Genomic DNA, 26,562 nt, shown 5'->3' with positions numbered 1-26,562 from the left:
ACACTCCCCTACAGAATAAATCGAAGGATGTCGGAACGAAGCATATAGACAAACAGCAGTGCAAAGAGCGCGATGCCGACATAGCTGACGATTGTCTGCACTTTGAGCGGCAGCTCGCGGCCCGCAATCTTTTGAATGATCTCGATGACCAGCTTGCCGCCATCGAGCGGTGGGATGGGCAGCAGGTTCATAAAGCCAAGCGAGAACGAAATGAGGGCGGCAAAGGAAAGGAACGTGGCAGGGCCGGCAGCAGCGGCCTGTGAGGACATAACGCTAATACCCACGATCGAAGAAGACTGATCGAGAATCTCCATCGTATGCTGCGGCTGGAGCAGGCGCATCACGCCATCCGCTGTCTGCACGACATAGGAGAACGACAGGCGAGCCGACGTGATGGGGTCTAAACGGACCACCTGCGTAGAGGCATACACACCTAGGCGCTCGTCCTCTTTGAGCGCAACCGTGGTCGAATGCTGCTTGCCGTCACGCTCGTACTCGATGGCGATATCGTCCTTACCGGCAGCCTTGCCGATGGCATCGTAGACATCCATCCAAGTGGAACATGAGACACCGTCAACCGAAAGGATCGCGTCACCGCCCTCGATACCCGCCTTGGCGGCAATAGACCCCTCGTCAACCTGACCGATCACGTTGGTATCCATCGGCACGGTGACACCCGCAATGGAATAGATGCTCATAAGGAGCAAAAAACCCGTCAAGATATTGACGATAATGCCCGCGAGCAGCATAAAGGCGCGCTTGAGAAAGCCTTGGCCAAGATAGGTGTGCGAGCGCTCTTGCGCAAGGAACTCGGCCTCGCCGCACGGCAGCTCCCACACATCGCCCTCGGCAGTCGCATGTTCGCGATCGAAACGGCGACCATCAAAGGTGGTATAGCCTGCCTTGTCTCGCGGCAACGTCTGATATTTGGTGGGATAGTAGCTCGGCGAGGGCTTCTCCCCTTCCTCATACCAGGGCGCGATGGAGCCCCAGCCCAGCAAAAGGGCGCATGCCTCGAGCACATCCTCCTCGGAAAGCTCGAGCTCGACAGCAAGGTCGGCCACGGTCACGCGACCATGACGATAGATAGCCGCGAGCACGCGGTCGGCGCACGAAACATCGGTCGGATCCATACCGCAGATGGCAGCGTAGCCACCCAGCAGCAGCGGGGTCACGCCAAACTTGGTTCCAATGCGACGCGACGTGTAATGGATGTCAAAGCGGCACGGCAGACCCAAAAAGAACTCGGTCACACGGACGCCGCAGGCGCGCGCCGCCAAAAAGTGGCCGCCCTCGTGCAAAAACACGAGGACGGAAAGCATCAGCAGGCCCCAAAAGACCGATGAGAGAACGCTCAGAACAGTATCCATAAAACGAAAAAGCAATCCTTATGGGTTAGGAACGGGTTGCGGCGAGCACCTGCGCAGCCTTTTCACGCGCCCACGCATCGATGTCGCGAAGCTGCTCAAACGAATCGACCACCTGCATATCGTGGGCGTCCATGCAGGATTCCACAATGCGATCGATATCGGTAAAGCTGCAGCCATCGTGCAGGAAGGCATCGACGGCGACCTCGTTGGCGGCATTGAGCACGCACGGCATGGTGCCACCCGTCTTGCCGGCACGCTCGGCCAGTGCCAGACAGCGGAAGGTATCCATGTCGGCAGCATCAAACGTGAGCTGCCCCAGCTCGCGGAAATCGATACGAGGCGCCGGAGTATCCCAACGCTCGGGATACGAGAACGCGAACTGGATGGGAATACGCATGTCGGATGCACCGAGATGCGCCATCACGGAGCCGTCGGCGAACTCGACCATAGAGTGAATCTTGGACTGACGCTGCACGACCACGTTAATGAAATCGAGGTCGCAGTTAAACAGATGCATGGCCTCAATGCGCTCCAGGCCCTTGTTCATGAGGGTGGCGGAGTCAATGGTGATCTTGGCACCCATGGCCCACGTGGGATGCGCGAGGGCATCGGCACGCGTCACGCGATCGAGCTCGTCGCGCGTGCGGCCAAAGAACGGACCGCCCGAGCAGGTGAGCCAAATGCAGTGGGCCTCGCGCGGGTTCTCCCCCAGATAGCACTGGTAGATGGCGGAATGCTCAGAGTCGACCGGAATAAGCTGGCCCGGTTGCGCCAACGGCATAAGCAAGTCGCCACCGACGACGAGGGACTCCTTGTTGGCAAGGGCAAGGCGCTTATTCGAGGTCAAGGCCGCATGGCTCGCCTCGAGACCGGCGGCGCCCACAATAGCGACGAGCACGCAGTCGACATCGTCGCGACGCGCGAGCTCGCAAACCGCCTGCGCGCCAACGCCGAGCTGTGTGCCCTCGGGCAACTCCTGCAGCACGGCGTCATCGCCATGAGCGACATCGGCAACGGCAACCGCCGGAACCGAGAACTCGCGGGCAGCGGCAACGAGCTCCGAGGTGCTGGAATTAACGGACAGCGCCGTCACCTGCAGGCGATCGGCATGCTGGCGGCACACATCGAGCGCCTGGGTGCCGATAGAGCCCGTACAACCCAGGATGGCAACGCGAAGGCGTCCATCGGGGCCATACGTCGTCTGGAAGGACATTACAGCACGCCTCCAATCATCAGCAACAGCTGTGCGGTGATGCAACCGAAGATAAGCGAATCGCTACGATCGAGCATTCCGCCGTGGCCCGGGATAAGGTTGCCGGAATCCTTGACGCCCACACCGCGCTTGATGCGCGACTCGATAAGGTCGCCGATAACGCCCAGAATGGACACGACCACGCCGCACAGCAGCGCATAGGGCAGGCTGAGCTTGTAGAAGTGCGTCGCCCACAGGATGAGCCAAATCAAAACCGAGCCCAAGATGCCGCCGGCAAACCCCTCCCAGCTCTTTTTGGGGGAGATCTTGGGAACCATCTTGTGCTTGCCGATACGGCTGCCCACGATGTAGGCAAACGAATCGGAGACCCAAAGGGACGCGCAAACGCCCACTGAAAGCAGGGCGCCGGCAAAACCGGGCACGGCATCGCGCAGCAACACGATAGCCGACAGCATAAAGCCAGTGTAGATGGGACCCATGAGCGTCACGGCCACATCGGAGATGCGGGTACGCGGCGACCAGACATACCAAATGCCCACAGCGAGCATCAAGGCAAAAAGCAGGGCATTCAGCAACATCGAATCGCCCAACGCCGACAGCGGAAAGAGTACGGCGGCAGCGATACCCATGCGCTCGTTAGCCATCTTGCCATCGAGCCTTGTCATACGGAAAAACTCATAGCAGCACAGACCGCTCATGACAGAAACAAAGATGGCCGTGGGCACGATACCCAAAACCAGGCACAGGATAAAGACAACGGCGTAGACGATACCGGCGGCGGCACGGGTAATAAAGCCCGCCAACCACGAACCGGTGCCGCTCTTCGCTGCAGGCGCTCCCGCAGTGGCAGCCTTTCGCGCAGGCGCCGCGGAAACTGGCGTCTTGGGAGCAGATGCCTTGGGACGATCGGACATGATTAAGCCTCCTCGGTCTTGCTCAGTCCACCAAACCTACGGTCACGGCCCTGATAGGCCAAAATGGCGTCGACAAGGCCCCAACGATCAAAGTCGGGCCAATAGGTATCGGTGACGTAGAATTCGGAATAAGCCACCTGCCACAGCAGATAGTTCGAAAGGCGCAGCTCACCAGAGGTGCGAATCACAAGTTCGGGATCGGGAAGACCGGCGGTATAGAGGTGGGAAGCCACCATGTCGTCATCAATTGCGGCAGGATCGATCTTACCGGCGGCAGCGTCGGATGCGATCTGACGGACAGCGCGGGTAATCTCGGCACGCGCGCCGTAGTTGACGGCAAGCGCCAGCGTCATACCGGTGTGATCGGCGCACTCGGCAAGACCGCGCTCAAAAACGTCGCGAGTCTTCTTGGGCAGCGCGGAAATGTCACCCAAAAAGACTACGCTCACATTTTCGCGCTTCAGAAGCGGCAGCTCGTCGATAAACGTCTTGGCAAACAGGTGCATCAGAACGTTGACTTCGTGCTGCGGTCGAATCCAGTTTTCGGTCGAAAATGCATAGGCCGAAAGCACGTCGACGCCCAGGCGCACGCAGGCGGTAATGATCTCGCGCAGCGAGACGATACCCGCCTTGTGGCCCTCGGTGCGTGCAAGACCGCGCGACGTGGCCCAACGACCGTTGCCGTCCATGATGCACGAGATATGGTGCGGAATGTTATTGAGGTCAAGGTCGGAAAAACCGACGCCCGCAGGGGCGTCGGCAAAGTACTCGACCAGTTTATGCTCGTCGTATTGCACCTTAGATCTCCATGACCTCGGCTTCTTTTTCCTTCAGAAGCTCCTCGACCTTGGCGACATACTCATCGGTATGCTTCTGGACCTTGGCCTGCTCGCGACGTACGTCGTCCTCGGTGAGCTCCTCATCGCGCTCGAGCTTGTTGTTGAAGTCGCGACGGATGTTACGGATAGACACCTTGGCCTGCTCGGCGTACTCGCGGCACTCCTTGACGAGCTCGCGACGGCGCTCCTCAGTGGGAGCCGGGAACGGAAGACGAACGACGGTGCCATCGGAGTTGGGGGTAATACCCAGATCGGAAGCGCCGATGGCCTTGACGATAGCATTGATGAGCGCCTTATCCCACGGCTCGATGAGCAGCATGTGAGCCTCGGGGGTCTTGACGGCGGCAACCTGCGTGACCGGCGTGGGGACACCGTAATAATCGACGGTGATGTCGGACAGAATGTTGGCGTTGGCACGACCGGTACGGACCTTGGAGAAGTTATGCTTGAGGGACTCGAGCGACTTGTCCATATGGGTGGTGATGTTCTCTGCCATGCTTAATCCTCCTGATAGACGAGCGTGCCGACGGGCTCACCCGCGAGCGCGCGCTTGACGGTGTCCTCGCCATCGATGTTGAGGACCAAAATCGGCATACGGTTATCCTGGCACAGTGCCGTAGCCGTGGAATCCATAACCTGCAGACCGCGGACGAGAACCTCGTGATAGGTAATCTTGTCAAAACGGACGGCATCGGCGCACTTGACGGGATCCTTGTCGTAGATGCCGTCAACCTTGGTGGCTTTAATCAGAATCTCGGCGCCGATCTCGCACGCACGAAGAGCCGCGGCGGTGTCGGTCGTAAAGTACGGATTGCCCGAACCGGCAGCGAAGATGACGACGTTGCCCTTGGACAGATGGTTGATAGCGCGGCGACGAATATAGGGCTCGCAGATCTCGTTCATCTGGATAGCGCTCATCACGCGGCAAGGAACATCGTTGTGCTCGAAGGCATCCTGCAGGGCGAGCGCGTTCATAACGGTTGCCAGCATCCCCATGTAGTCGGCCTGAGCACGCTCCATGCCACCGGCAGCGCCTGCCATGCCGCGGAAAATATTGCCGCCGCCGACAACGACGCCGACCTCATGGCCAACGGCGAGCAGTTCCTTGACCTGCTTGGCAAGATGATCGGTAACCTTGGGGTCGATGCCATATTGGCCGTCGCCCATCAGTGCTTCGCCGGAAAGCTTAAGAAGCACGCGTTTATATCGGATGTCGGACAAAGCGATCCTCCTTTAATTAGACTCTCAATATGATATCAAAGGCTCTGATAAGAGCCATGAAAAAGCAGGCTGTGAGTAAAACCCACAGCCTGCTCATTACCAGCTACAAGAGCTTATTTACTCGCCACGGACCAGACGGTCAAAGGCAACGACGGTAATGGTGTCGCCGAGCTCCTTGGAGACCTGCTCAGCGTACTTCTTGATGGTGAGGGAGCTGTCCTTGATGAACTCCTGCTCGGTGAGCACGGACTGCTTGTAGAACTTCTCCAGACGGCCAACAGCCATCTTCTCCTGGATAGCCTCGGGCTTGCCGGACTCGGCAGCCTGGGCCATGTAGATCTGCTTCTCGTGCTCGACGGTCTCGGCCGGAACCTGATCGCGGGTAGCGCAGATCGGGGCGACGGCGGCAACCTGAAGGGCAACGTCGTGAGCGAAGGTCTTGAAGGACTCAGCCTGAGCGGTCTCGGCCTTCTCGAAGGCGAACTCGACGAGGACGCCGATCTTACCACCCATGTGGATGTAAGAAGCGAGCGCGCCGTTCTCGGCCTTGCGGGCAGCGAAGCGGGAGATCTTCATGTTCTCGCCCATGATGTGAATCATCTCGGTGAGCTCGGAGGAAACGGTCTCCTCGCCCATCGGCTTCTCGAGCAGAGCATCGACGTCAGCAGGCTCGGTGGTAGCGACAACCTCAGCGACCTTAGAAGCAAAGCCGGTGAACTTGGCGTTGGAGCCAACGAAGTCGGTCTCGCAGGAGAGCTCGAGCAGAGCGCCGGTCTTGCCATCCTCGGAGACGAACGCGGCGACAGCGCCCTCGTTGGTCTCACGGCCAGCCTTCTTGGCAGCCTTGGCAAGGCCGTTCTTACGCAGAACGTCGACAGCGGCGTCCATGTCGCCGTCAGCCTCGACGAGAGCCTTCTTGCACTCCATCATCGGGGAGTCGGTCATCTCGCGGAGCTGCTTGACCATAGCGGCGGTAATCTGGGCCATTGTGGTTCCTTTCAAAGAGATGAAAAAGAATTAACTAAGACTGATTTACTCGGCCTTGGGCTCAGCGGCCATCTCGGCCTCGGAGACCTGCTCCTTACCGGAGCCAGCGAGGCAGGCGTCAGCCATGAGCTCGCACATAAGGGTGACAGCGGAGATAGCGTCATCGTTGCAGGGGATGCCGTACTCGACCTCGTCGGGATCGGAGTTGGTGTCGATCAGAGCGACGACGGGGATGTTCAGGCGCTGAGCCTCCTTGATGGCGTTCTCCTCGCGCTTAGTGTCGATGACGAAGAGAGCCTGGGGCAGACCCTTCATGTCGCGGGCGCCACCGAGGTTGGTCTGGAGCTTGGTGAGCTCCTTGCCGAGCACAGCCTGCTCCTTCTTGGGGAGCACTGCCATACGGCCGTCCTCGACCATGGCCTCGAGCTCCTCCATGCGGTTGATGCGGGAGCGGATGGTGACGAAGTTGGTCAGCATACCGCCGAGCCAACGCTGGTTGATGTAGGGCATATTAGCGCGCTCAGCAGCGTTCTTGACGGCCTCCTGAGCCTGCTTCTTGGTGCCGACGAACAGCACGTTGCCGCCCTTGGCGACGTTCTTGACGAAGGTGTAGGCCTGGTCGGCGTCGAGGATGGTCTGCTTAAGGTCGAGGATGTAGATGCCGTTGCGCTCACCGAAGATGAACGGCTTCATCTTGGGGTTCCAGCGACGGGTCTGGTGACCGAAGTGGCAGCCGGCCTCGAGCAGGGTGCGGATATTAATCTTGGTAGCCATGTTAAACCTCCTGTGGTTTGCCTCCGCGCGGGGTCATCCTCCAAAACCAACCCGGACATGTGCTACCAAAGCCCGGGCACCACGGTATGAAGTAGCCGCGCGTGCGTGATAAAAACCTGTTGCCGTGAAGCAACCCGATGAATGATAGCAGGAATGCATCTTCCTGCCAACCCGCAATCAAAACCACACACCTGAGCGCGGCGCGGGACGTCCCAGCCACTATTCGCCGCGGGGATGGGCTTGAGCCACAGCCCGCTTAAGCCGATCGGGTGTGAGATGCGTGTAGATCTGCGTCGTGGACAGGCTCGCATGGCCCAGCAGCTCTTGAACCGAGCGCAGGTCCGCACCGCCCTCGAGCAAGTCGGTCGCAAAGGTATGGCGCATCGCATGCGGGGCGATGTCGGCAGGCATGCCGGCGAGCGTCGCCAGCGTATGAAACCGCCGCCTGAGCATGGCGGCACTCATGCGATTACCGCGCGCCGATATAAGCAGCGGATGCGGCCCGGTAACGGGGTCACGACGCTTTGCCTGAGCGAGCAACTCCGGCCTTCCCTCCTCAATATAGAGACGCGTCGCCTCGAGCGCACGACGATACAGAGGGACGATACGTTCTTTGCTCCCCTTGCCCCACAGGCGCAGCGTGCGTTCGGACCACGCAATGGACTCCACATTGAGTGCTGCGAGCTCAGAGATACGGGCGCCCGAGGCATAGAGCAGCTCGAGCATCGCCGCATCGCGCAGTCCCGCGGGTGTTGAGGTATCAGGCGTCTTGAGCAGCGCCTCCACCTGTTGGGTCGTCAGCACACCGGGTAGATCGCGCGGAAGCTTGGGCGAGGAAATTGCCGAGACCACATCGCCCTCCACGACCCCCTCGGCAGCCATCCATCGATAGAGCGATCGGATAGCCGACAGATGCGCCGCAAGCGTTCGGGGAGCCACCTGCTCACGCGAAAGCTCGGCAAGATAGCGACGAATGGTGCGCACGTCGGCAGCGAAAGCATCGATATCCTCGCGCTCGCACCAGGCAGCAAAGCGCTCCAGCCTCGAGCCATAGGCCGTCACCGTATTGGGAGAAAGCCCCTCGACACGTGCGATATAGGCGATAAACGAGTCGACGGTGTCGTACAGGTCAAAGGCTATGACCGGTCGCCTCCAAACAGATCGGGGCGAGTGGCCAGATAGGCATCAAGGGCCACGAGCGCACGGTCCGCATAGGCCTGGTAGCGGTCGCGCTTGCTGCGGCGCTTACCATCCTCGAGTGGCGGCACCAGGCCAAAGTTGACATGCATAGGCTGATAGCCCACCGTGGCCGGATCGGTAGCATAGCCCACGAGCGCGCCCAAAGCACCCACGCGCGGCAGCTCGATGGGAGCGGCCCCGACAGCCTCGGCATAGGTGTTGAGTGCCGCGAGCAGACCTGTCGCCACGGCTTCCATGTACCCCTCGGTGCCGGTGATCTGACCGGCCAGGCGCACGCCGGTACCAGGCACGGCAAAGGTGCCATCGAGCACGTGCGGCGCATCGACAAAGGTATTGCGGTGCATGACACCGTAGCGGAAGAACTCAGCGTTCTCCAGGCCCGGCACCATATGGAAGACGCGCTTCTGTTCGCCAAAGGTCAGGTTGGTCTGGAAGCCCACCAGGTTATAGGCGGTCTTCTCCTTGTTCTCGGCACGCAGCTGAATCGCCGCCCAGGGACGACGACCGGTTCGCGGGTCGGTGAGGCCGACGGGCTTCATGGCGCCAAAGCGAATGGCGTCCTTGCCGGTGCGCGCAACTTCCTCGGCAGGCTGGCAGGCCTGGAACAGATCGCCGCCCTCAAAGTCCTTGAGCACCACGCGGTCGGCCGTGGTAAGCGCCTCGATAAAGGCCTCGTACTCTTCCTTGTTGAGCGGAGCGTTGAGATAGTCGCCGCTCCCCTGCTCCTCGTAGCGCGACTGCGAGAACAGCACGTCCATATCGAGCGTGGAGGCATCGACGATCGGCGCCGCGGCATCGAAGAACGCAAGGGCGTCGCCACCGACGAGCTTCATGACCTCTTCGCTCAGCGCCGGCGAGCACAAGGGGCCAGCGGCAATGACCACGTGACCTTCGGGAATCTGCGTGACCTCGCCGTGAATGATCTCGATATTGGGACGGGCGGCAACCTCGGCCTCGACAAACTCGGAAAACTTGACGCGGTCGACCGCCAAGGCGCCACCGGCGGGAACAGCCGCGCGATGGGCGCAATCGAGCAGGACTGAACCCATGCGCTCAAGCTCGGCCTTCAGCAATCCAGCCGCGGAATCCGGACGGGTCGACTTAAACGAATTGGAACAGACGAGCTCTGCCAGGTGATCGGTATGGTGGGCCGGGGAGCTAACCTGGGGGCGCATCTCGCACAGCTTTACGGCGAACCCGCGATCTGCCAGCTGAATCGCGCACTCCGAACCCGCCAGACCGCCACCGATAACCGTCACCTGATCAAACAGCATCTGCAAACACCTTTCTAATTGACATGTTTTCCATTGTGACCGAAGGGTGTCTGAGCGTGAAGGGCAAACTTGGAGGGCGCATACCTTCCATCCATCATGCGCTCGATAAGACCCTCGAGCTCAAGCGAACCCAGGAGTTTGAGTACGCCGACGGCATCGAGCGAGACGAGCGCCGCGATGTCGTCGACCTTGAGCGGAGAGGCGATGAGCGCATGCATCACGGTCTGCTGTGTTTGATCCAGGTCGGCAATGCCGGGAGCATCGGGGCGCGAGTAGCGCAGGGTGCCGTAGATGCGTGAAATAGCCATCTCGATAGATTCCTCGTCGATGATGCAGCAGGCACCGTTCGCAATGAGGTAATTCGTGCCACGCGACTCGGGCGATAGGATCGACCCTGGCACGGCAAGAAGTTCTCGCCCCAAATCCATAGCAGCCTCGGCTGTAGAAAACGTCCCGGAAGGCATACCCGCCTCGGATACAAAGAGGGCTTGCGACAGGGCCGCGATTACGCGATTGCGGCGCGGAAAGGCAAACTTGCGCGGACCCATGCCCCACGGAGAGATCGACACGACCGCGCCACCCGTATCGAGCGTGCGCGTAATAAGCCCCGCGCTCGAACGCGGGTAGACCACGTCGGCGCCCGTCCCCAGCACCACGACGTGTTTGCCGCCGGCATTGACCGCAGCCCAACCCGAGGCCTGGTCACAACCGACCGCGCCGCCCGAAACTACCGTCACGCCCGCCTCGACCGCAACCTTTGCCGCAAGCTCTGCCACGGCAAGACCATACGGAGAGGCCTTGCGCGCGCCGATGATGGAGAGCGCGGGCGTCGAAAGCACCTCGGGGTTGCCGCGCACATAGAGTGTCTGGGGTACATCAGAAAGCTCCAAAACGGTCTCGGGATACAACGCGTCACCTGGATGCAGCTCGAAGGTCCCCTCGGCCATCATTGGTCCCTCCTTCCCTGGTACATCGCCGCCTCGAGCACGTGGTCCTGCGTCACTTGCTCGCTCTCGGCGACGTCGGCGATGGTACGCGCGATACGCACCAGGCGCACGATGCCGCGGCCCGTGAGATGCGTGCGCTTCGACAGGCCGAGCACACACTTCTCCGCCGCATCATCGAGCTCAAAGGTCGAAACGACGCCGTCAATGGACCGTGTCTCGTCATCCTCGGCCTCGGCATCAGCATCGTCCATACGGGATTCGCGCCAAGCGCGAAAAGCGCGACCGCGCACAACGTAGTCACGTAACTCAGCTGACGACATACCCTCCGCGCCCTCGATAATCACCTGAGGGTCGGGACGGGTCACATCGATCATCATGTCGATACGGTCGGCCAAAGGACCGCGCAGTTTAGACCGATAGCGCTCGACCATCGCCGCCGAGCAGCGACACGGTACCTCACGATCGCCCAAAAAGCCGCAGGGGCAGGGATTGCTCGCAGCCAGCAGCTGAAAGCGCGACGGGAAGGTAAAAGCCCCGTCGACGCGTACGATCCTGACGTAGCCGCGTTCGATGGGCTGACGCAGCGTCTGCAGCACACCCGTGGGAAACTCAGCAAGCTCGTCCAAAAATAGCACGCCGCCATGAGCAAGGCTGATCTCACCCGGGTGCACCGGGCGCCCACCGCCGATAAGACCTGCGGTCGAAATACTGTGATGGGGACTGCGGAAGGGCCGGTGCCCCGCCAACAAGCCATCAATGTTCTCACCCAAAACCGAATGGATGCACAGCGCCTCCTGTTGATCCTCAACGGAAAGCTCGGGCAGGATGCCGGTCATACGACGCGCGAGCATCGTCTTGCCCGATCCCGGGGACCCGATCATGAGCAAGCCGAGTTCTCCTGCCGCCGCAAGCGCCATGCCGCGCTTGGCGACCTCCTGCCCCAGTACGTCGGCATAGTCGAGCTCGGGCTCAAAGGTCGCCTCGAGCACTTCAAAATCCAAGTAGTGCCGCGCGGCATCGCCCATGCCATGGGCAAGCTGAGACAAATGATCGATGAATCCACAATCCACGCCCGCAAGCGGCACATGCTGATCGGACCTGCCGGCGATAAAGGACAGCCCCATATCACGCGCCAATAGCTGAAACGCCACCTCGCCCTTGACAGGAAGCACCGTACCGTCCAAGCCAAGCTCACCAGCGATAAGACAACGATCGAGGTTGTCGCGGGGAATCTGACCATCGGCCGCCAATACCGCGATGGCGATGGGCAGATCAAAGCCGCTACCGGTCTTGCGAATATCGCCGGGCGCCAGATTGACCGTAATGCCCGAGCGCGGGATCTCGAACCCGGCGGAGCGCATCGCACAGCGAATACGACCGCGTGACTCCATCACCTCCATACTCGGAATGCCGAGCATCTGAATACCCGGAACGCCGCCGGCAAGCGAGACCTCGACCGTGACGGGAATTGCCTCGACGCCGCGGATGCAGGCCGCGTGAACGGCAAACGTCTCGAACGCCATCACGACACCTGCCAATCGAATGCGTTGTACTGATGCTCGATCTCGGCGATATGCCCGCCGCGAATGGTGACACCCACGGCATCGAAGCGAATCGCCTTGAGCGGATAATGCTCCATGAGATAGCAACTTGCGATGCGGCGGTAGCGGCGTTGTTTTTGGGCGTCCACGGCCTCCTCGGGAAAGACCCGCGTGTTGCAATCCAGTGCGACGCGTCTGGTCTTGACCTCGGCCATCACCACGACATCGTCGAGCTCATCGAGCAGCACCAGATCGGCCTCGCCCTCGGTGCAACGATAACCCTGCTCCAGCAAGGTGTAGCCGCGCTCGTTAAAGTAGTCGATGGTGATCAGCTCGCCCAGCATGCCCAGCTCGCGGGGACTGAGTCCCTTGATAAACTCGGGCGTCATCGCCCCGCAGTCGAGCTCGCCGTTTTCCCAACGCTCCTTGAGCTGCTGCGTCTTGCTCTTTTTGCTTGCGGCACTCATGGGGTCTCCTTTCCCGCACGCTGCATTGCCCCGATGATGAGGGCACCTTTCATGCGGGTAAGTACCGGAAGCAAACCAAAAGCTGACCAAATGCCGTCAAAAAACGGGCCGTACGCAGCAATGGTGTTGCATACGGCCCGCTACCAGCAGGTTTATAAAACCCCTGAGGTCCCTGTCTCCACAATTGACCTAGAAAAGGCGCTCAGTCTGCAGAAAGTTTCCGCAAAAGCTCACGCGGTGCAGTGGACAAAGTCCATGTTTGCGAATGGCCTCGATATGCTCGGGGCTTGCATAGCCCTTCGACTCGGCCAGATGGTACTCGGGATACTCGGCGTCGTACTCGACCATCATCTCGTCACGCGTGACCTTGGCCATGATGGACGCCGCGGCGATACAGGCGATCTTGGCATCGCCCTTCACCACGTCGCGCTCGTTGGGAACGGCGCCCAAGGGGTTGCCATCCATGAGGACGCAGTCGGGTTCAAGTCCCGTATCGGCCACGGCGCCCGCAACGGCGGTACGGATAGCACGGGCCATGCCCATTTCATCGATATCCTTCGGCGCGATATGGCAAAAACCGATTGCCGTCGCCACCTCGGCAATCTTCACCGAGAGCAACTCGCGGCGCGCGGGCGTGAGCTTTTTGGAATCGTTGATACCCCAGACGCGCGGCTCCATAGGAAGACAGACGGCGCATACCGTCAAAGGGCCGGCCACCGATCCGCGACCTACCTCGTCGACACCAACGACCACCCCATCGCCGCCAAGCTCATGCATAAGCTCGTACATGTCATTGACGCGCTCGCGCTCGGCAAGCTCTTTGTCATGGCGTTTGAGGGCGCGTTCACAAGCCTTGATCACCTGCTGGCGCGGGTCCTCGCGATAATGCTCCACGAGGGCGGGGATCTCCTCAAACGTAGCGCTCGCCAACTCACCGGCAACCTGCGATGCCGAAACCGAGCTCGTCATGTTGGCCATACCAGGCCCTCCTTGCATGCAAATCAGATAAAAAGAAGGGCCACCCGAAGGTGACCCTTGTGTCCAAACGAGTGGACAGACGCTGCGATCTTCTTAGCGCTTTTCGGGGATGCGAGCAGCCTTGCCCACCTTGTCGCGGAGGTAGTACAGCTTGGCGCGACGGACGCGACCATGACGGACGACCTCGAGCTTGGCGATCTTGGGGCTGTGAAGCGGGAAGGTACGCTCAACACCGACACCGAAGGACATCTTGCGGACGGTGAAGGTCTCGCGGGCACCGGCGCCGGCCATGCGGATGACGTCGCCCTGGAAGACCTGAATGCGCTCGCGGTCGCCTTCCTTAATGCGGTAGTGAACCTTGACGTTGTCGGCGACGCGAACCTGAGGAATGTCCTCGCGGATCTGCTGACGCTCGATTGCGCGGATGTAATCCATGTGCAATTCCTTACTCTTCTAGAGGTGCCGTACCACCTTGGCCGGCACGTAGTTGAACAAACGTATTCGAGTATACACGCGCGGGTTTCTGCTGCAAGAACAATTTTTTACGCAGACAAAAAGACAAAACCCGCACATGATAACCGCCCGCCTCACGAATGAGACGGGCGGTATGAAGGGGCGCTACGCTAGGCGTCGATGCGCAGGGGGCTAGGCGTTGCGCTTGGCCTCGAGCTTGGCCTGAGCGGCAGCCAGGCGCGCGAGGGGCACGCGATAGGGCGAGCAGGACACGTAGTCCACGTCGGCCACGTTAAACAGGCCCTTGATGGACTTGGGGTCGCCGCCGTGCTCGCCGCACACGCCAAAGTGCATGTCGGGATTGGTGGCGCGGCCCTTCTCGACGGCCAGGCGCACGAGCTCCAGCACCGCCGCGTCGATGGTCTCGAAGGGGTTGTCTTTCAGGATCTTTTTATGCATGTACAGCGGGATGAACTTGGCCTCGGCGTCATCGCGCGAGAAGCCAAAGGTCGTCTGGGTGAGGTCGTTGGTGCCAAAGCAGAAGAAGTCGGCATGATGGGCGATCTCGTCAGCGACCATGCAGGCACGCGGCAGCTCGAGCATCGTGCCCACGGGAATATTGAGCCCGACGCCCTCTTCGGCGGAAACCTCGGCGATTACGCGCTCAATGACCTCGCGGGTCTGGACATGCTCGGCCGTGATGGAAACGAGCGGAACCATGATCTCGGGGCGCGGGTCGACACCCTCCTTGATAAGGCGGGCAGCGGCCGTGGCGACGGCGCGAACCTGCATGAGCGGCAGATCGCCAAAGACGACGGACAGGCGCACGCCGCGCAAGCCCAGCATGGGGTTGGACTCGACCATGCCGTCAATGCGACGCAGGCGGGCGCGCAGGACGGCAAGCTCTTCCTCGCTGACGCCAGCGGCCTCCTTCTTGGTGATGGCGACCTCGAGCTCGCGAGGATTATCCAGGAACTCATGAAGCGGCGGATCGAGCAGGCGGACGACCACATCGCGACCGGACATGGTCTTGAACATCGCCAGGAAGTCCTCGGTCTGAACCTTGAGCAGGTCGGCCAGGGCCTGCTGCTTCACGGCCTCATCGTCAGACAGGATAAAGCTCTGGATGATGTTCTTGCGATCGCCCAGGAACATGTGCTCGGTGCGGCACAGACCGATGGCCTCGGCGCCAAACTCGAGCGCGAGTGCAGCATCCTCGGGGTTGTCGGCGTTAACGCGCACGTGGTTGGCGTGGCCGCAGGTCTCGTCCAAACGGATCTCATCGGCCCAAGACAGGATGGTGTCCAGGTCGCCGGTGAGCTCTGCAGAGACCAAGTCGACCGCGCCGTCGACGACGATACCCTGGGTGCCGTCGATGGAGATGACATCGCCCTCGCGCAGCACGCGGTCGCTGCCCTCGATGCGCACGACCTTCTCTGCCGCGTCAATGTGGAAGCGCTCAACGCCGCAAACGCAGGGCGTACCCATGCCGCGGGCGATAACGGCGGCATGGCTCGTCTTGCCACCGTGGCTGGTCAGGATGCCCTCGGCGGCGACCATGCCCTTCAGGTCGTCGGGGTTGGTCTCCCAGCGGACCAGAATGACCTTGTGGCCCTCGGCGGAACGCGCGACGGCGTCATCACTCGAGAACACGACCTCGCCCACGGCGGCACCAGGGCTGGCGTTAAGGCCGCTGGCCAGGGCCTCGTACTTCTTGGAGGCGTCGAACTGCGGGTGCAGGAGCTGGTCGAGCTGCGCGGGATCGATGCGGCTCACAGCCTCCTCGCGGGTGATGAGGCCCTCCTCGACCATTTCGATAGCAATGCGCAGGGCGGCAGTGGCGGTGCGCTTGCCCACGCGGGTCTGGAGCATCCAGAGCTTGCCCTGCTCGATGGTAAACTCGATATCGCACATATCGCGGTAATGATCCTCGAGCGTCAGGAACACGCGCTCGAGCTCCTCGCCTGCGGACTCGAGGCCCGAGGTGGTCTTGAGGTCGTCGATGGGCTCGGTGTTTCGGATGCCGGCGACGACGTCCTCGCCCTGGGCATTCACCAAAAAGTCGCCATAGAACTCCTTGGTTCCGTCGGCCGGGTTGCGCGTAAAGGCGACGCCGGTCGCCGAGGTCTCGCCCTTGTTGCCAAAGGCCATGGCCTGGACGTTGACGGCGGTGCCGAGCTCGTCGGAAATGCCGTGCTGCTTGCGGTAGATGCAGGCGCGCTCGTTCATCCAGCTGCCAAAGACGGCCTGGATGGCAAGGCGCAGCTGGAGCTCCGGATCGTGCGGGAAGACGGGCTTACCGTCGGCGACCTCGAGCTCGGGATACAGGGTCGCCTCGACGTTCTCGGAGAAGATGCCCTTAAAGGTCTCGACGAGCTCCTGCAGGTCCTCGGCCGAAAGCTCGGAATCGACACGAACGCCGGCGACCAGGCGGGCCTGGGTCAGGGCGTTCTCGAATAGATCGGCGTCGACGCCCATGACGACGTTGGAGAACATCTGGATAAAGCGACGGTAGCTGTCCCAGGCAAAGCGCGGGTTTTGCGTCTGCGCGATAAGGCCCTGGACGGAATCGTCGTTGAGGCCCAGGTTGAGGACCGTGTCCATCATGCCGGGCATGGAGAACGGAGCGCCCGAGCGAACCGACACGAGCAGCGGATCGGAGGCATCGCCGAGTTTCTTGCCGCAACGGGCCTCGAGGTCCGCCTCAGCGGCAACGATCTCATCGAGTGCGCCTTCGGGCCAGACGTTGCCGGCACCGGAGTACTCGACACAGGTCTGGCAGGTAATGGTAAAGCCACCGGGAACCGGCAGACCGATACGGCTCATCTCTGCAAGGTTAGCGCCCTTGCCGCCAAGCACGAAGTTCATGGACTTGTCGCCCTCGGTGACACAGGTGCCCTGGGCGTCGGTTCCAAAACGGTAAACCCTCTTGCAATCGCTCACGATACTTCCCCTTCCATGCGCTTACGCGCACGACGTTGGTAACGAATCGACCCGCCGGATGCAGGCCGTGAGGGAACTATACGGCGGGTTTTGGGCAGGCTTGAGCAGAGGGTGCGCGGTTTGGTAAACGTGCTAAAACAGGCGGTAAACGGTAGGTAAAGGTGGTTACCTTATGAAGATACCACTACAAGGAAAGTGCAGGTCGGATGTGATGTTTTTGCTAAATCGCTTTACCATTTATCAGCATTATTTCCAAGTATTCTCTTTGGTTAGCTAAAAGAGCCCCGTCCCAAATTAGCTACCCAAACAACCTTGTCCCAAGTGAGCTACTTTTGTTGAGCGCGGCGGGCGGCACGGCGGGCTCTTGCCTCTTGAATCTCTTCGAGGTGAGCAATGATCTCGGCAGCGCTTTCCTCGATGGCTTTGCCGTCGGTACGCACCACAAAGCAGCCCAGGCGCTTCATGAGGGCACGGGCTTCCTCGAGCTCGCTGCGCACGCTCTCAGGCTCGGCATAGGAGCCGGCAACGGCACGGGCGTAGTCATCGCCCAAGCGGCTATCGCGAATCTCAGAAATAACGTCGACGGTCGAAATCAGGCCGAACAGGTGCATCGGGTTAACCTCGTAAATCGACTTGGGCGGCTCCATGCCATGCGCCAGTGGGACATTGGCGACCTTGTAGCCCTGATAGGCTAAATACATCGACAGCGGCGTCTTGGATGTACGCGACACACCCAGCAGCACGATATCGGCACCCGACAGATCGTCGCAACCACGACCGTCATCGTGCTCAACGAAATACTCCATGGCCTCGATACGATGGAAATAGCGGTCATCGGTCTTGTGAATCACGCCCGCAACGCACTTGGGCGGCACACCGATGAGCGACGACAGCACGGCAAGCGTCGGGCCGATGAGGTCGACCGAACGGATATGCAGCATACCCAGGTAATCGAGCACGCGGGCGCGAAGCGCCGGATCGACAATGGTATGGAACACGGCGACATCGCGATGGTCGGCATCGACGCGCGGCCCCACAAATGACTTGACCTGCTCCACGGAGGTCACCTTGGGCAGGCGTAAAACGCGAAAAGCCCCTTCATCAAATTGCCCGGACGCCGCAAGCACCACCTCACAAGCGGTATCGCCGAGCGAGTCGGAGATAACGATAACGGTGGGACGAGCGGTGACCGGGCAATCCATGCGGGGCTCCTTTTGCGCTTATGCGCAGGCTGGCTTACTTTTTGCGGGCAAGCTCACCGATGTTGGCAATGCCGGAGAAAACGGCCTCGAAGCGGTTGAGCAGCTTAAGGCGATTATCGCGAAGCTGCTCGTCCTTGTCCATGACCATGACCTCATCGAAGAAACGGTCGATGGGCGCGCGCAGGGCGGCGAGGGCGGCAAATGCGGCCGGGTAGTCCTCGGCAGCAAGGGCGGCATCGACGGCGGTCTGAGCAGCCTCGGAGGCGTCGGCGAGCGCAAGCTCGACCTCGCCCATCAGGCTGCGGTCATACTCCGCACCCAGCTCGGGCTTGGAGATATGCGCGGCGCGGGCATAGGCGGTCGCCAGGTTGTCGAACGTCTCAGCGTCGTTCTTGCGGGCCTCGTCGAGGGCGGCGCAGCGGGCAAAGAAGACGGACGGGGCGATGATGTGCACCGCGGAGACGGCGGCGACGGTATCGGCCGGAATCTTTTCGTCGCGGGCCATGCTCACCAGGCGGCCATGGAAGAAGTCACGAACCTGCTGGGCGACCTCGGCGGCGTCGAACTCAATGCCCTGCTCACTGTAGAGTTCGAGGGCAAAGTCGATGAGCGACGTGGGGTCGATCGGCAGACGGTCGCGCAGGATGTTGATAATGCCGATAGCGGCACGACGCAGCGCGTAGGGGTCGGAGGAGCCGGTCGGGGGCTCGCCGATGGCAAAGATACCGGCGATGGTATCGAGCTTGTCGGCGCAGGCCACGATGCAGCCAGCGGTGCCCTCGGGCAGCTCGTCACCGGCAAAACGGGGACGATAGTGATCGCGAATAGCATGGGCGACCTCGTCGTTCTCCCCCATCGCGGTCGCGTAATAACCGCCCATCACGCCCTGCTGGCTCGTGAACTCGACGACGGCGTTGGACACCAGGTCCGCCTTGCACAGGTGTGCGGCGCGAGCAGCGTCGGCGGCAAGATGGGCGCCCAGGTGAGCCTCGCGGGCGATAGCGAGCGCGAGCTGCTCGATGCGCTCGGACTTGGCGAGCACGCTACCGAGCTTCTCCTGGAAGGCAACCTTGGACAGACGCTCACGGAACTCGTCGAGGGAGATCTTCAGGTCCTCCTCGTAGAAGAACTTAGCGTCGTCCAGACGGGCGCGCACGACGCGCTCGTTACCGTCGATCACGCGCTCGGCGTTCTCGGGCTTGCTGTTGGAGACGACCACGAACTCACGCGTCAGCTTGCCCTCCCCGTCATAGATCGGGAAGTAGCGCTGGTTGGTGAGCATGGACTCGCAGATAATCTCGTGCGGGACCTTGAGGAACTCCTCGTCGAAAGTACCGACGAGCACCGTCGGCCACTCGCAGAGGTTAATGACCTCCTCAAAGACCTTCTTGGGCGTATCGACATGGCAGCCGGGGCGAGCGGCCTCGACCTCGGAGATACCGGCAAGGATGGCCTCGCGACGGCGCTCGGCAGAAAGCACGCCGGCGTCCTCGAGTACCTGCTCGTAGGCGGCGGGGCTGGCGACAACGTGGTCACCGGGGCCGAGCACGCGATGGCCGCGCGTGGTGTTGCCGCTCGTCACGTCGGCAAACGACACGGGCACAACATCCTCGCCCAGAAGGCAGCAAATCCAGCGGACCGGACGCACGAACGTCGCGTGCTCGTGGCCCCAGCGCTGGGAGCGGTAGTTGGGCCACTGCAGGCCGGCAATGGTCTTCTCGCACAGGGCCGTCAGGATCGGGGTTGCCGGTGCGGAGGGAATGTTCTTCTCGGCAAAGACATACTCGCGACCGTCGGTATCCTCACGACGGACCAGGTCCTCGGCAGCCACACCGCACTTGCGGGCGAAGCCCTGGGCGGCCTTGGTGGCGTTACCGTCAGCGTCGAAGGCGATGTTTGCCGCGGGGCCACGCTTGACCTCGTGAACCTCATCGGTCGCGGTGGCAACGTCGGCAACGAGCGCAGCCAGGCGACGCGGGCTCGAGATCACGCGGACCTCGCCGTGGGCCAGACCGGCCTCGTCGAGACCCTTGGCGATCATGGTACCAAGCTGCTTGACGGCATTGTTCAGCGGTGCAGAGGGCATTTCCTCCGTACCGATCTCAAACAGGAAATCCTTAGCGTCTGCCATGGCTTACGCCACCTCGCCTTCCTGGTCGGCATTCTCGTTGACTCCGGCGACCTCGGCCATGTAGGCCTCGCAGCACGCCTTGGCGACGGCGCGGACGCGCAGGATGTAGTTGGCACGCTCGACCGCGGACAGGGCGCCGCGGGCATCGAGCAGGTTGAAGGCGTGGCTGCACTTCATGACACAGTCGTACGCCGGCAACGGCAGCTTGCGCTCCAGGCAGGAATGGCACTCGGCCTCGTAGTCGTCAAACTTCTGACGCATCATCTCGACGTTGGCGACCTCAAAGTTATAGGCACTGAACTCGCGCTCGTTCTCGAGGAACACGTCGCCGTAGGTCATGGGCGTGCCGTCGGGCAGATAGCTCCACACCAGATCGTAGACCGAGTTGACGCCCTGAGCGTACATGGCGATACGCTCCAGGCCATAGGTGATCTCGACGGGCACGGGGTCGACCTCGATACCGCCCACCTGCTGGAAGTACGTGAACTGCGTGACCTCCATGCCGTTGAGCCAGACCTCCCAGCCAAGGCCCCAGGCGCCCAGCGTCGGGCTCTCCCAGTCGTCCTCGACAAAACGGACGTCATGGTCGTTGGGGTCCAGGCCAATGGCAGCAAGAGACCCCAGGTAAAGCTCCTGAGCATTAACCGGAGAGGGCTTAATGAGCACCTGGAACTGATAGTAGTGCTGCATGCGGTTAGGGTTCTCGCCGTAGCGGCCGTCGGCGGGACGGCGGCAGGGCTGCGCATAGCAGGTGCGCCATTCGGCGGGACCGAGCGAGCGCAGCGTGGTCGCGGTATGGAAGGTACCGGCACCGACCTCGGAGTCATAGGGCTGCATAATGACGCAGCCCTGCTCGCCCCAGTACTGCTGGAGGCGCAGGATGATGTCTTGGAAGGAAAGCGATGAAGCGTTCATGCCTCTAATATCCCCTCGTCGAAACGATTACACGGTTAGGTACTGTACTATAGCGGTTTTTAGTCGATAGCGCCGATGCGGTTGAGCGGCCAGTAGCGCACAAGCGCCACAGCGATCAAATCAGAGCGATCGACGGGACCAAAGTAGCGCGAGTCGGCAGAGTTTTCGCGGTTGTCGCCCATCACCCACACGCACCCGTCGGGAACGGTGTAGGGATAACTCACCTGGGCGCCAGGCGCTTGGACCGAAAGCGGCCAGCTCATGCCCGTCGTATAGTCCTCATCGAGCGCTTGGCCGTCAACGACCACCTTGCCGTCCTGCAGGTCGACCGTCTGGCCGGCCGTGGCAATAACACGCTTGACAAGAACATCATGCTCGGAAGTGACATCGGGGTTGTGGAACACCACGATATCACCCTGTTTGACGGGCTGACCGAGCTCGAGGCTCACCTTTTGTGCCAGGATCTGGTCGCCAATCTCGATCGTGTCCTCCATGGAGCCGGTGGGTACCACAAAGGGCTCGACCACAAAGGTGCGGATCAGGAAGGTGGCCACGAGCGCGATCGCGATGACCGCGACCCACTCAAAAGCGCCCCTCAACGCGGAATGCTGCGATGGAACCATTCTCACTCCTCGCTCTGCGAATACGAAGCGTCCAGAATCTCCTGCGCGTATGCGCGCTCCTGGGGCGTAAGCCGTGCCGTCTCGATCAGGTCGGGACGCCAGCGGCAGGTGCGCTCGATGGCATTCTTACGGCGCCAGGCGTCAACCTTGGCATGGTCACCGCTCACGAGCACCGGCGGCACGCCCTCGCCGTTGAATTCAGCAGGGCGAGTGTACTGCGCATACTCGAGCAGGCCTCCGTCCTCGGCGGTCGAGAACGACTCGTCGACGTTGCTCATCTCGTCACCAAGGGCGCCGGGAATCAGGCGTACGACGGCATCGGCAACGACCATAGCGGGAAGCTCGCCGCCCGTGAGCACGTAATCGCCGATCGACAGGCGCTCGTCGGCATACGCATAGGCACGCTCGTCGACACCCTCGTAACGGCTGCACACAAACAGCAAGCGCTCGCTTTTGAGCAGGCGCTCGGCCACATGCTGTGTAAAGGGCTCGCCACAGGGGGTAAAAAACACCACGGTGGGCTTAGGACCCTCGGAGCTAATAGCCTCGATGGCCTCGACAATAGGCTCGACCTTCATGAGCATGCCCTGCCCGCCGCCGTACGGCTCGTCATCGACGGTACGATGGCGGTCGTGCGTCCAGTCGCGCAGGTTATACGCCTTAAAATCAAAAAGGCCGGCCTTGCGGGCGCGGCCCAAAATCGATGTGGACATGACGGGCTCAAACATCTCGGGAAAGACCGAAAGGGTCTCAATCAGCATGTTGTCCTCCCTACTTGTCCATATCGATCAGGCCGTCCATAACGTGGACGGAAATTGTTCCTGTGTCGGGAAGATCGAGCACAACCTGCTCGATCACGGGAATCAGTACCTCGCCGTACCGATCACCCTCGACAACCCAAACATCGTTAGCGGGCGTCGACATGATCTCGACGATCGTGCCGAGTGAACCGAAGCGCTCGTCGACCACCTCGCGACCCATCAGGTCGGTATAGGCGGCGTCGAGTGAATCGAGCTCAAAATCGTCACGATTTGCCAACACATAGCATCCCGTGATGCCCTCGGCGGCCGTCAAGTCGTCAATGCCCTCAAACGAGACCAGATCGCCATCGCCCGTATCGGTGACGGACACGACCGTGCAAAAGCGGTCGCGCTTGAGCGCCGGCGGCGTCAGGGCGACGCGCATACCCGGCTCTAATACAGAAGGAAGCCCCCGCAGCGGTTGCGCGAGGACCTCCCCCTTCCTTCCGTGCGGCTTGACCACACGGGCGATGTTTTTGTACTGGGACCTCAAGGTCCTAGCCCAGAACCTCTACCTCGACAGCAGTGTCGAGGCGAGCGGCCAGTGCACGGGCGAGCGTGCGAATGGCCTTGATGGTACGGCCACGACGGCCGATGACCTTAGCGACGTCATCCTCGGCGACAGAAACCTCGATCGTAGAGGCGTCGTCACCATCGATGACCTCAAGGCTCACGGAATCCGGGTCGTCGACGATCTGAACAACGAGATATTCGACGAGATCGGCGATGCGATCTGAGAGCATTGCCTCACCCTCGAGCTGTGCAGCGTCAACCTCAGGCACGATTTACTCCTCGGCGCCCTCAGCGGCCTCAGCGGCAGCCTTAGCTGCCTCGGCCTCTTTGGCGAGCTGCTTCTTGGACTTCTTGACGACGGTCTCGGTCTTCTCGCCCTCGTTGGCGGCCTTGACCAGAGCGGCGACGGCGTCGGTGAGCTGAGCGCCCTTGGACTGCCAGTCGGCAATCTTCTCGAGGTCGAGGTTGATGGTCTTGGGGGCGGTCATCGGGTTGTAGCGGCCAACCTCCTCGATGATACGACCGTCACGCGGGGCGCGGGAATCGGCGACGACGACACGGTAGTACGGACGCTTCTTAGCGCCGTGACGAGCAAGGCGAATCTTGACTGCCAAAGGAAACTCCTCCAACCAAGCAGCTTTAGGCTGCAACTACAAACAAACAGTTGAACATAATACGCCATCGACGCGGGCAGGTGAAGTCCGTGAGACCAACTTCTTCGGTGTAGTCGAGGGCAAATCCATATCTTAGACAAGAATTCGGGATTTGCAAGCACATACACGCACCCCACATGAGCTGCGCGGTATACTCATGACATGGAAAGACGCGAACATACATACGGTTATGAGGATGCCATGGGCGTCACGCCACCTCCCTGGACGGGTCCGGCGGTGGGCCTCATGGACCTCGATGCGTTTTTTGCGAGCGTGGAGATGCTCGATCATCCCGAATGGCGCGGAAAGCCGCTCATCGTGGGCGGAGACGCCGATTCGCGTGGCGTCGTGTCCACGTGTTCGTATGAGGCACGTCGCTTTGGCGTGCGCTCTGCCATGGCCTCGGCCGAGGCGCGGCGCTTGTGCCCGCAAGCCATTTGGACGCACGGGCACTTTGATCGCTACCGCGAGGTGAGCGCGCAGGTCATGGCTATTCTTGCCGAGGAGACGCCGCGCGTTGAGCGCGTATCCATCGACGAAGCCTTTATCGATATCACACCGGGTCGCTTTGCGCCCGAGGACCCACTGCTGGTTGCACGGCGTATAAGCGACCGCGTGGCAGCGCTGGGAGTGACGTGCTCCATTGGCGTGGGCTGCAACAAGACGGTCGCAAAGATCGCAAGCGAGCGGGATAAGCCGTTTGGGCTGACCATCGTGCGCCCCGGAACCGAGCAGCGCTTTTTGGCCGCGCTGCCGGTATCTGCCATGAGCGGCATCGGGCGCTCGGCCGAGGAGCGACTGCGCCGTATGCGCATCTACACGCTCGGCGAGCTGTCACGCGCGCCGGAATCCACCTTGGCCTCTATTTTTGGCGTCAACGGCGAACGTATGCGTCAGCGTGCGCTGGGACTTGAAATCTCCGAAGTCACGAGTCTCGATGAAGAGCGCAAGATCAAGTCGGTCAGCAATGAACGCACCTTTGCGAAAGATTTAACTGAGCGCGGAGACATCGAAGCGGCGATTGCACTGTTGGGCGAGTCAGTTGGACGCCGCCTGCGCCGTCAGGGACTGACGGGCGGCACGGTAACGCTCAAGCTCAAGTATTCGTATGGCAGCGGGCGTACGGCACAGCGCCGGCTGCCTCATCCGACCGACGATGAGAACATCTTTGTGGCGGTTGCGCTCGAACTGCTCGACAACATCTGGCAGGAAGGCATGCATGTGCGTCTGGCGGGTATCGGGATGAGCGACTTTGACCATCAGGGCGGCATCCAGACCGACCTGTTCTGCGAAGTCGACGACCGCGGAGCCCAATCCAGCGACCGACGCGACCTCTCGGTTGCTATCGACGCCGTCCGAGACAAGTTCGGCGACACCGCCCTATCCTTCGGCCGCCAATCCCGCTTCAACGATTAACCGCCTTTGGGCAAAAAGAAAGCCGGGCAGGTACGGAAAACCGCAACTGCCCGGCAAAATGCGCGAGGCTAACTAAAAGCCCCGTATCAAATGAGCCACTAGAGGAGGTCGAGGGGGAGCTGGGGGGCGTCACCCCAGAGCTTTTCTAGACGGTAGAAGTCGCGGGCTTCGGGAGTGAAGACGTGAACGACGACCGAGCCGTAGTCCATGAGCATCCAGGTCTTCTGCTCGCGGCCCTCGATGGAGAACGGATGCTCGCCGCAAGCCGCGGCGACCTTCTCCTCGATCTCGTCGACGATAGAATCGACCTGGCGGTTGTTGGTACCGGTGGCAAGCACAAAGTAGTCGCACACGTCGGAAAGCTCGGTCAGGTTGAGCACCTGCACGTCCTCGCCCTTCTTGTCGTAGGCGGCCTGCGCGGCGGCGCGGGCGACATCCTCGGCGGCGACACCGCTCGCGGACAGCGAGGCGGCGGTGCGGTCGGACGTGGCAACGAAACTCTTATGCTCCACACCTTCAAGAATCTGCTCGTCAGTCATGGTCTCGTCGGCCATGGAATACCTCTTTCTAGACACACCCGAGCTAGCGCAGCTGGGCGTAATGGTTGTAAATCGTAATAGCCGTGGGATAAAGATAGCGCCCGGACTGGATCACATAGACCAGACCCTGCGCAAAACAGGAGAAGAACAACTCGTCGAGCGAGGACTTCCCCACCATCTTGCGCAGCGCATGGGCATAGTCGCCGTGACGGTTGGGCTCGATGGCATCTGCCACAAAGACCACCATATCGAGCGACGTCATGTCGCAGGCACCCACGGTGTGACGGTCGACAGCCTGGAAAACGGCCGGTGACAGCTCGGGAAAAAGCTGCGGAAGCTCATAGGCGGCAACAGGGCCATGCAAAAGCGGCGTCGCGGCGGAAGGAGAGCCGGCAACCTTGATGCCATAGTGAAGCGCGCGGGCCACGAGCTCGTCATCGGAAAGAACCTTGTCCCAGTCGTGAACTAAGCCGGCGGCAGCCGCATCAAAGCGGTCAACGCCGTAGACCTCGGCCAGATGAAGTGCGGTCTCGGCAACACCCAGCGAATGCACATAGCGCTTGCGCTTATCTTTCATGCGAACATCGAGCAGCTCTTGAATGCGCTTGAGCAGCGCGCGCTCATCGCCCTCAAACTGATCCTCTACCGA

General features: G+C 61.1%; 27 protein-coding genes. 1 reads left to right on the top strand and 26 read right to left on the bottom strand.

Annotated features, from left to right (window positions below):
• Positions 1-8: 8 nt before the first annotated feature.
• The 24 genes from DWW12_RS01870 to rpsP all read right to left on the bottom strand — a co-directional run bounded on the left by DWW12_RS01870 (position 9) and on the right by rpsP (position 23,919).
• Positions 9-1,370, bottom strand: coding sequence for an RIP metalloprotease (locus tag DWW12_RS01870; protein ID WP_117564266.1), 1,362 nt, complete (start codon positions 1,368-1,370; stop codon positions 9-11).
• A gap of 25 nt (positions 1,371-1,395) precedes the next feature.
• A complete protein-coding gene (dxr, locus tag DWW12_RS01865; RefSeq protein ID WP_117564265.1) occupies positions 1,396-2,583 on the bottom strand; it encodes a 1-deoxy-D-xylulose-5-phosphate reductoisomerase in 1,188 nt (395 codons plus the stop codon).
• Positions 2,583-3,497, bottom strand: a complete 915-nt coding sequence (locus DWW12_RS01860) for a phosphatidate cytidylyltransferase (RefSeq protein WP_233502344.1) — start codon at positions 3,495-3,497, stop codon at positions 2,583-2,585. Before DWW12_RS01860 ends, dxr begins: the two co-directional genes overlap by 1 nt.
• 2 nt (positions 3,498-3,499) lie before the next feature.
• A complete protein-coding gene (locus DWW12_RS01855; RefSeq protein WP_117854720.1) occupies positions 3,500-4,294 on the bottom strand; it encodes an isoprenyl transferase in 795 nt (264 codons plus the stop codon).
• 1 nt (position 4,295) lies between these two features.
• Complete coding sequence (gene frr / locus DWW12_RS01850) at positions 4,296-4,832, bottom strand: ribosome recycling factor (RefSeq protein WP_117854718.1); 537 nt, start codon at positions 4,830-4,832, stop codon at positions 4,296-4,298.
• Positions 4,833-4,834: 2 nt separating this feature from the next.
• A complete protein-coding gene (pyrH, locus tag DWW12_RS01845) occupies positions 4,835-5,557 on the bottom strand; it encodes a UMP kinase (protein ID WP_040359955.1) in 723 nt (240 codons plus the stop codon).
• Between the two features lie 117 nt (positions 5,558-5,674).
• Positions 5,675-6,544: a translation elongation factor Ts gene (tsf, locus tag DWW12_RS01840; protein WP_022094736.1), complete on the bottom strand. Its 870-nt coding sequence runs from the start codon at positions 6,542-6,544 to the stop codon at positions 5,675-5,677.
• A 45-nt stretch (positions 6,545-6,589) separates the two neighbouring features.
• Positions 6,590-7,318 (bottom strand): 30S ribosomal protein S2, encoded by a 729-nt coding sequence (gene rpsB, locus DWW12_RS01835; protein ID WP_006236109.1) that lies wholly within the window; start codon positions 7,316-7,318, stop codon positions 6,590-6,592.
• A 219-nt stretch (positions 7,319-7,537) separates the two neighbouring features.
• A complete protein-coding gene (locus tag DWW12_RS01830; protein WP_334202455.1) occupies positions 7,538-8,446 on the bottom strand; it encodes a tyrosine recombinase XerC in 909 nt (302 codons plus the stop codon).
• Positions 8,447-8,454: 8 nt separating this feature from the next.
• Positions 8,455-9,792 (bottom strand): methylenetetrahydrofolate--tRNA-(uracil(54)-C(5))-methyltransferase (FADH(2)-oxidizing) TrmFO, encoded by a 1,338-nt coding sequence (gene trmFO, locus DWW12_RS01825; protein WP_117854716.1) that lies wholly within the window; start codon positions 9,790-9,792, stop codon positions 8,455-8,457.
• A 14-nt stretch (positions 9,793-9,806) separates the two neighbouring features.
• Positions 9,807-10,742 carry a DNA-processing protein DprA gene (locus DWW12_RS01820; RefSeq protein ID WP_334202454.1) on the bottom strand — a complete coding sequence of 312 codons (936 nt, stop codon included), beginning with the start codon at positions 10,740-10,742 and terminating at the stop codon, positions 9,807-9,809.
• Complete coding sequence (locus DWW12_RS01815) at positions 10,739-12,262, bottom strand: YifB family Mg chelatase-like AAA ATPase (protein WP_117854715.1); 1,524 nt, start codon at positions 12,260-12,262, stop codon at positions 10,739-10,741. The genes DWW12_RS01820 and DWW12_RS01815 overlap by 4 nt, the downstream gene beginning before the upstream one ends.
• Positions 12,262-12,747, bottom strand: coding sequence for a YraN family protein (locus DWW12_RS01810; RefSeq protein WP_006236100.1), 486 nt, complete (start codon positions 12,745-12,747; stop codon positions 12,262-12,264). The genes DWW12_RS01815 and DWW12_RS01810 overlap by 1 nt, the downstream gene beginning before the upstream one ends.
• Positions 12,748-12,936: 189 nt before the next feature.
• The gene (locus DWW12_RS01805) at positions 12,937-13,725 is read right to left on the bottom strand and encodes a ribonuclease HII (RefSeq protein ID WP_089573411.1); all 789 of its coding nucleotides are present in this window, start codon (positions 13,723-13,725) and stop codon (positions 12,937-12,939) included.
• Positions 13,726-13,818: 93 nt separating this feature from the next.
• Positions 13,819-14,160 carry a 50S ribosomal protein L19 gene (gene rplS / locus DWW12_RS01800; RefSeq protein ID WP_006236098.1) on the bottom strand — a complete coding sequence of 114 codons (342 nt, stop codon included), beginning with the start codon at positions 14,158-14,160 and terminating at the stop codon, positions 13,819-13,821.
• 210 nt (positions 14,161-14,370) lie between these two features.
• Positions 14,371-17,121, bottom strand: coding sequence for a pyruvate, phosphate dikinase (gene ppdK / locus DWW12_RS01795; RefSeq protein ID WP_117854713.1), 2,751 nt, complete (start codon positions 17,119-17,121; stop codon positions 14,371-14,373).
• Positions 17,122-17,447: 326 nt separating this feature from the next.
• On the bottom strand, positions 17,448-18,323 hold the full coding sequence (locus DWW12_RS01790; protein ID WP_117854712.1) for a pyruvate, water dikinase regulatory protein: 876 nt from the start codon (positions 18,321-18,323) through the stop codon (positions 17,448-17,450).
• Between the two features lie 34 nt (positions 18,324-18,357).
• Positions 18,358-20,454 carry a glycine--tRNA ligase subunit beta gene (gene glyS, locus DWW12_RS01785; RefSeq protein ID WP_117816863.1) on the bottom strand — a complete coding sequence of 699 codons (2,097 nt, stop codon included), beginning with the start codon at positions 20,452-20,454 and terminating at the stop codon, positions 18,358-18,360.
• 3 nt (positions 20,455-20,457) lie between these two features.
• Positions 20,458-21,369 (bottom strand): glycine--tRNA ligase subunit alpha, encoded by a 912-nt coding sequence (locus DWW12_RS01780; protein WP_006236091.1) that lies wholly within the window; start codon positions 21,367-21,369, stop codon positions 20,458-20,460.
• Positions 21,370-21,428: 59 nt separating this feature from the next.
• Positions 21,429-21,992 (bottom strand): signal peptidase I, encoded by a 564-nt coding sequence (lepB, locus tag DWW12_RS01775; protein ID WP_117757138.1) that lies wholly within the window; start codon positions 21,990-21,992, stop codon positions 21,429-21,431.
• 2 nt (positions 21,993-21,994) lie between these two features.
• Positions 21,995-22,753: a tRNA (guanosine(37)-N1)-methyltransferase TrmD gene (trmD, locus tag DWW12_RS01770; RefSeq protein ID WP_117854710.1), complete on the bottom strand. Its 759-nt coding sequence runs from the start codon at positions 22,751-22,753 to the stop codon at positions 21,995-21,997.
• A 10-nt stretch (positions 22,754-22,763) separates the two neighbouring features.
• On the bottom strand, positions 22,764-23,255 hold the full coding sequence (rimM, locus tag DWW12_RS01765) for a ribosome maturation factor RimM (RefSeq protein WP_226812527.1): 492 nt from the start codon (positions 23,253-23,255) through the stop codon (positions 22,764-22,766).
• 34 nt (positions 23,256-23,289) lie between these two features.
• Positions 23,290-23,535, bottom strand: coding sequence for a KH domain-containing protein (locus tag DWW12_RS01760; RefSeq protein WP_171021534.1), 246 nt, complete (start codon positions 23,533-23,535; stop codon positions 23,290-23,292).
• Between the two features lie 42 nt (positions 23,536-23,577).
• Positions 23,578-23,919, bottom strand: a complete 342-nt coding sequence (gene rpsP, locus DWW12_RS01755; protein ID WP_022094749.1) for a 30S ribosomal protein S16 — start codon at positions 23,917-23,919, stop codon at positions 23,578-23,580.
• Positions 23,920-24,120: 201 nt separating this feature from the next.
• On the opposite strand from rpsP, the gene dinB reads away from it, so the two are divergent.
• Positions 24,121-25,374, top strand: coding sequence for a DNA polymerase IV (dinB, locus tag DWW12_RS01750; protein ID WP_199570628.1), 1,254 nt, complete (start codon positions 24,121-24,123; stop codon positions 25,372-25,374).
• Between the two features lie 98 nt (positions 25,375-25,472).
• On the opposite strand, the gene rsfS is transcribed toward dinB, so the two are convergent.
• Positions 25,473-25,928 (bottom strand): ribosome silencing factor, encoded by a 456-nt coding sequence (gene rsfS / locus DWW12_RS01745; protein ID WP_117637233.1) that lies wholly within the window; start codon positions 25,926-25,928, stop codon positions 25,473-25,475.
• A 28-nt stretch (positions 25,929-25,956) separates the two neighbouring features.
• Complete coding sequence (yqeK, locus tag DWW12_RS01740) at positions 25,957-26,490, bottom strand: bis(5'-nucleosyl)-tetraphosphatase (symmetrical) YqeK (protein ID WP_199570634.1); 534 nt, start codon at positions 26,488-26,490, stop codon at positions 25,957-25,959.
• Positions 26,491-26,562: the final 72 nt, after the last annotated feature.

This window comes from Collinsella sp. AF14-35, from assembly GCF_003464565.1.
Classification (GTDB): Bacteria; Actinomycetota; Coriobacteriia; order Coriobacteriales; family Coriobacteriaceae; genus Collinsella.
This window is presented reverse-complemented; position numbering and strand designations above follow the sequence as displayed.

Excerpts from the sequence above, each read along its gene's own strand:
- DWW12_RS01870 (WP_117564266.1), bottom strand. The coding sequence starts at position 1,370 with ATGGATACTGTTCTGAGCGTTCTCTCATCGGTCTTTTGGGGCCTGCTG.
- dxr (WP_117564265.1), bottom strand. The coding sequence starts at position 2,583 with ATGTCCTTCCAGACGACGTATGGCCCCGATGGACGCCTTCGCGTTGCC.
- DWW12_RS01860 (WP_233502344.1), bottom strand. The coding sequence starts at position 3,497 with ATGTCCGATCGTCCCAAGGCATCTGCTCCCAAGACGCCAGTTTCCGCG.
- frr (WP_117854718.1), bottom strand. The coding sequence starts at position 4,832 with ATGGCAGAGAACATCACCACCCATATGGACAAGTCGCTCGAGTCCCTC.
- tsf (WP_022094736.1), bottom strand. The coding sequence starts at position 6,544 with ATGGCCCAGATTACCGCCGCTATGGTCAAGCAGCTCCGCGAGATGACC.
- rpsB (WP_006236109.1), bottom strand. The coding sequence starts at position 7,318 with ATGGCTACCAAGATTAATATCCGCACCCTGCTCGAGGCCGGCTGCCAC.
- trmFO (WP_117854716.1), bottom strand. The coding sequence starts at position 9,792 with ATGCTGTTTGATCAGGTGACGGTTATCGGTGGCGGTCTGGCGGGTTCG.
- DWW12_RS01820 (WP_334202454.1), bottom strand. The coding sequence starts at position 10,742 with ATGATGGCCGAGGGGACCTTCGAGCTGCATCCAGGTGACGCGTTGTAT.
- DWW12_RS01815 (WP_117854715.1), bottom strand. The coding sequence starts at position 12,262 with ATGGCGTTCGAGACGTTTGCCGTTCACGCGGCCTGCATCCGCGGCGTC.
- DWW12_RS01810 (WP_006236100.1), bottom strand. The coding sequence starts at position 12,747 with ATGAGTGCCGCAAGCAAAAAGAGCAAGACGCAGCAGCTCAAGGAGCGT.
- DWW12_RS01805 (WP_089573411.1), bottom strand. The coding sequence starts at position 13,725 with ATGGCCAACATGACGAGCTCGGTTTCGGCATCGCAGGTTGCCGGTGAG.
- rplS (WP_006236098.1), bottom strand. The coding sequence starts at position 14,160 with ATGGATTACATCCGCGCAATCGAGCGTCAGCAGATCCGCGAGGACATT.
- DWW12_RS01790 (WP_117854712.1), bottom strand. The coding sequence starts at position 18,323 with ATGGATTGCCCGGTCACCGCTCGTCCCACCGTTATCGTTATCTCCGAC.
- glyS (WP_117816863.1), bottom strand. The coding sequence starts at position 20,454 with ATGGCAGACGCTAAGGATTTCCTGTTTGAGATCGGTACGGAGGAAATG.
- DWW12_RS01780 (WP_006236091.1), bottom strand. The coding sequence starts at position 21,369 with ATGAACGCTTCATCGCTTTCCTTCCAAGACATCATCCTGCGCCTCCAG.
- lepB (WP_117757138.1), bottom strand. The coding sequence starts at position 21,992 with ATGGTTCCATCGCAGCATTCCGCGTTGAGGGGCGCTTTTGAGTGGGTC.
- trmD (WP_117854710.1), bottom strand. The coding sequence starts at position 22,753 with ATGCTGATTGAGACCCTTTCGGTCTTTCCCGAGATGTTTGAGCCCGTC.
- DWW12_RS01760 (WP_171021534.1), bottom strand. The coding sequence starts at position 23,535 with ATGCTCTCAGATCGCATCGCCGATCTCGTCGAATATCTCGTTGTTCAG.
- dinB (WP_199570628.1), top strand. The coding sequence starts at position 24,121 with ATGGAAAGACGCGAACATACATACGGTTATGAGGATGCCATGGGCGTC.
- rsfS (WP_117637233.1), bottom strand. The coding sequence starts at position 25,928 with ATGGCCGACGAGACCATGACTGACGAGCAGATTCTTGAAGGTGTGGAG.
- yqeK (WP_199570634.1), bottom strand. The coding sequence starts at position 26,490 with ATGAAAGATAAGCGCAAGCGCTATGTGCATTCGCTGGGTGTTGCCGAG.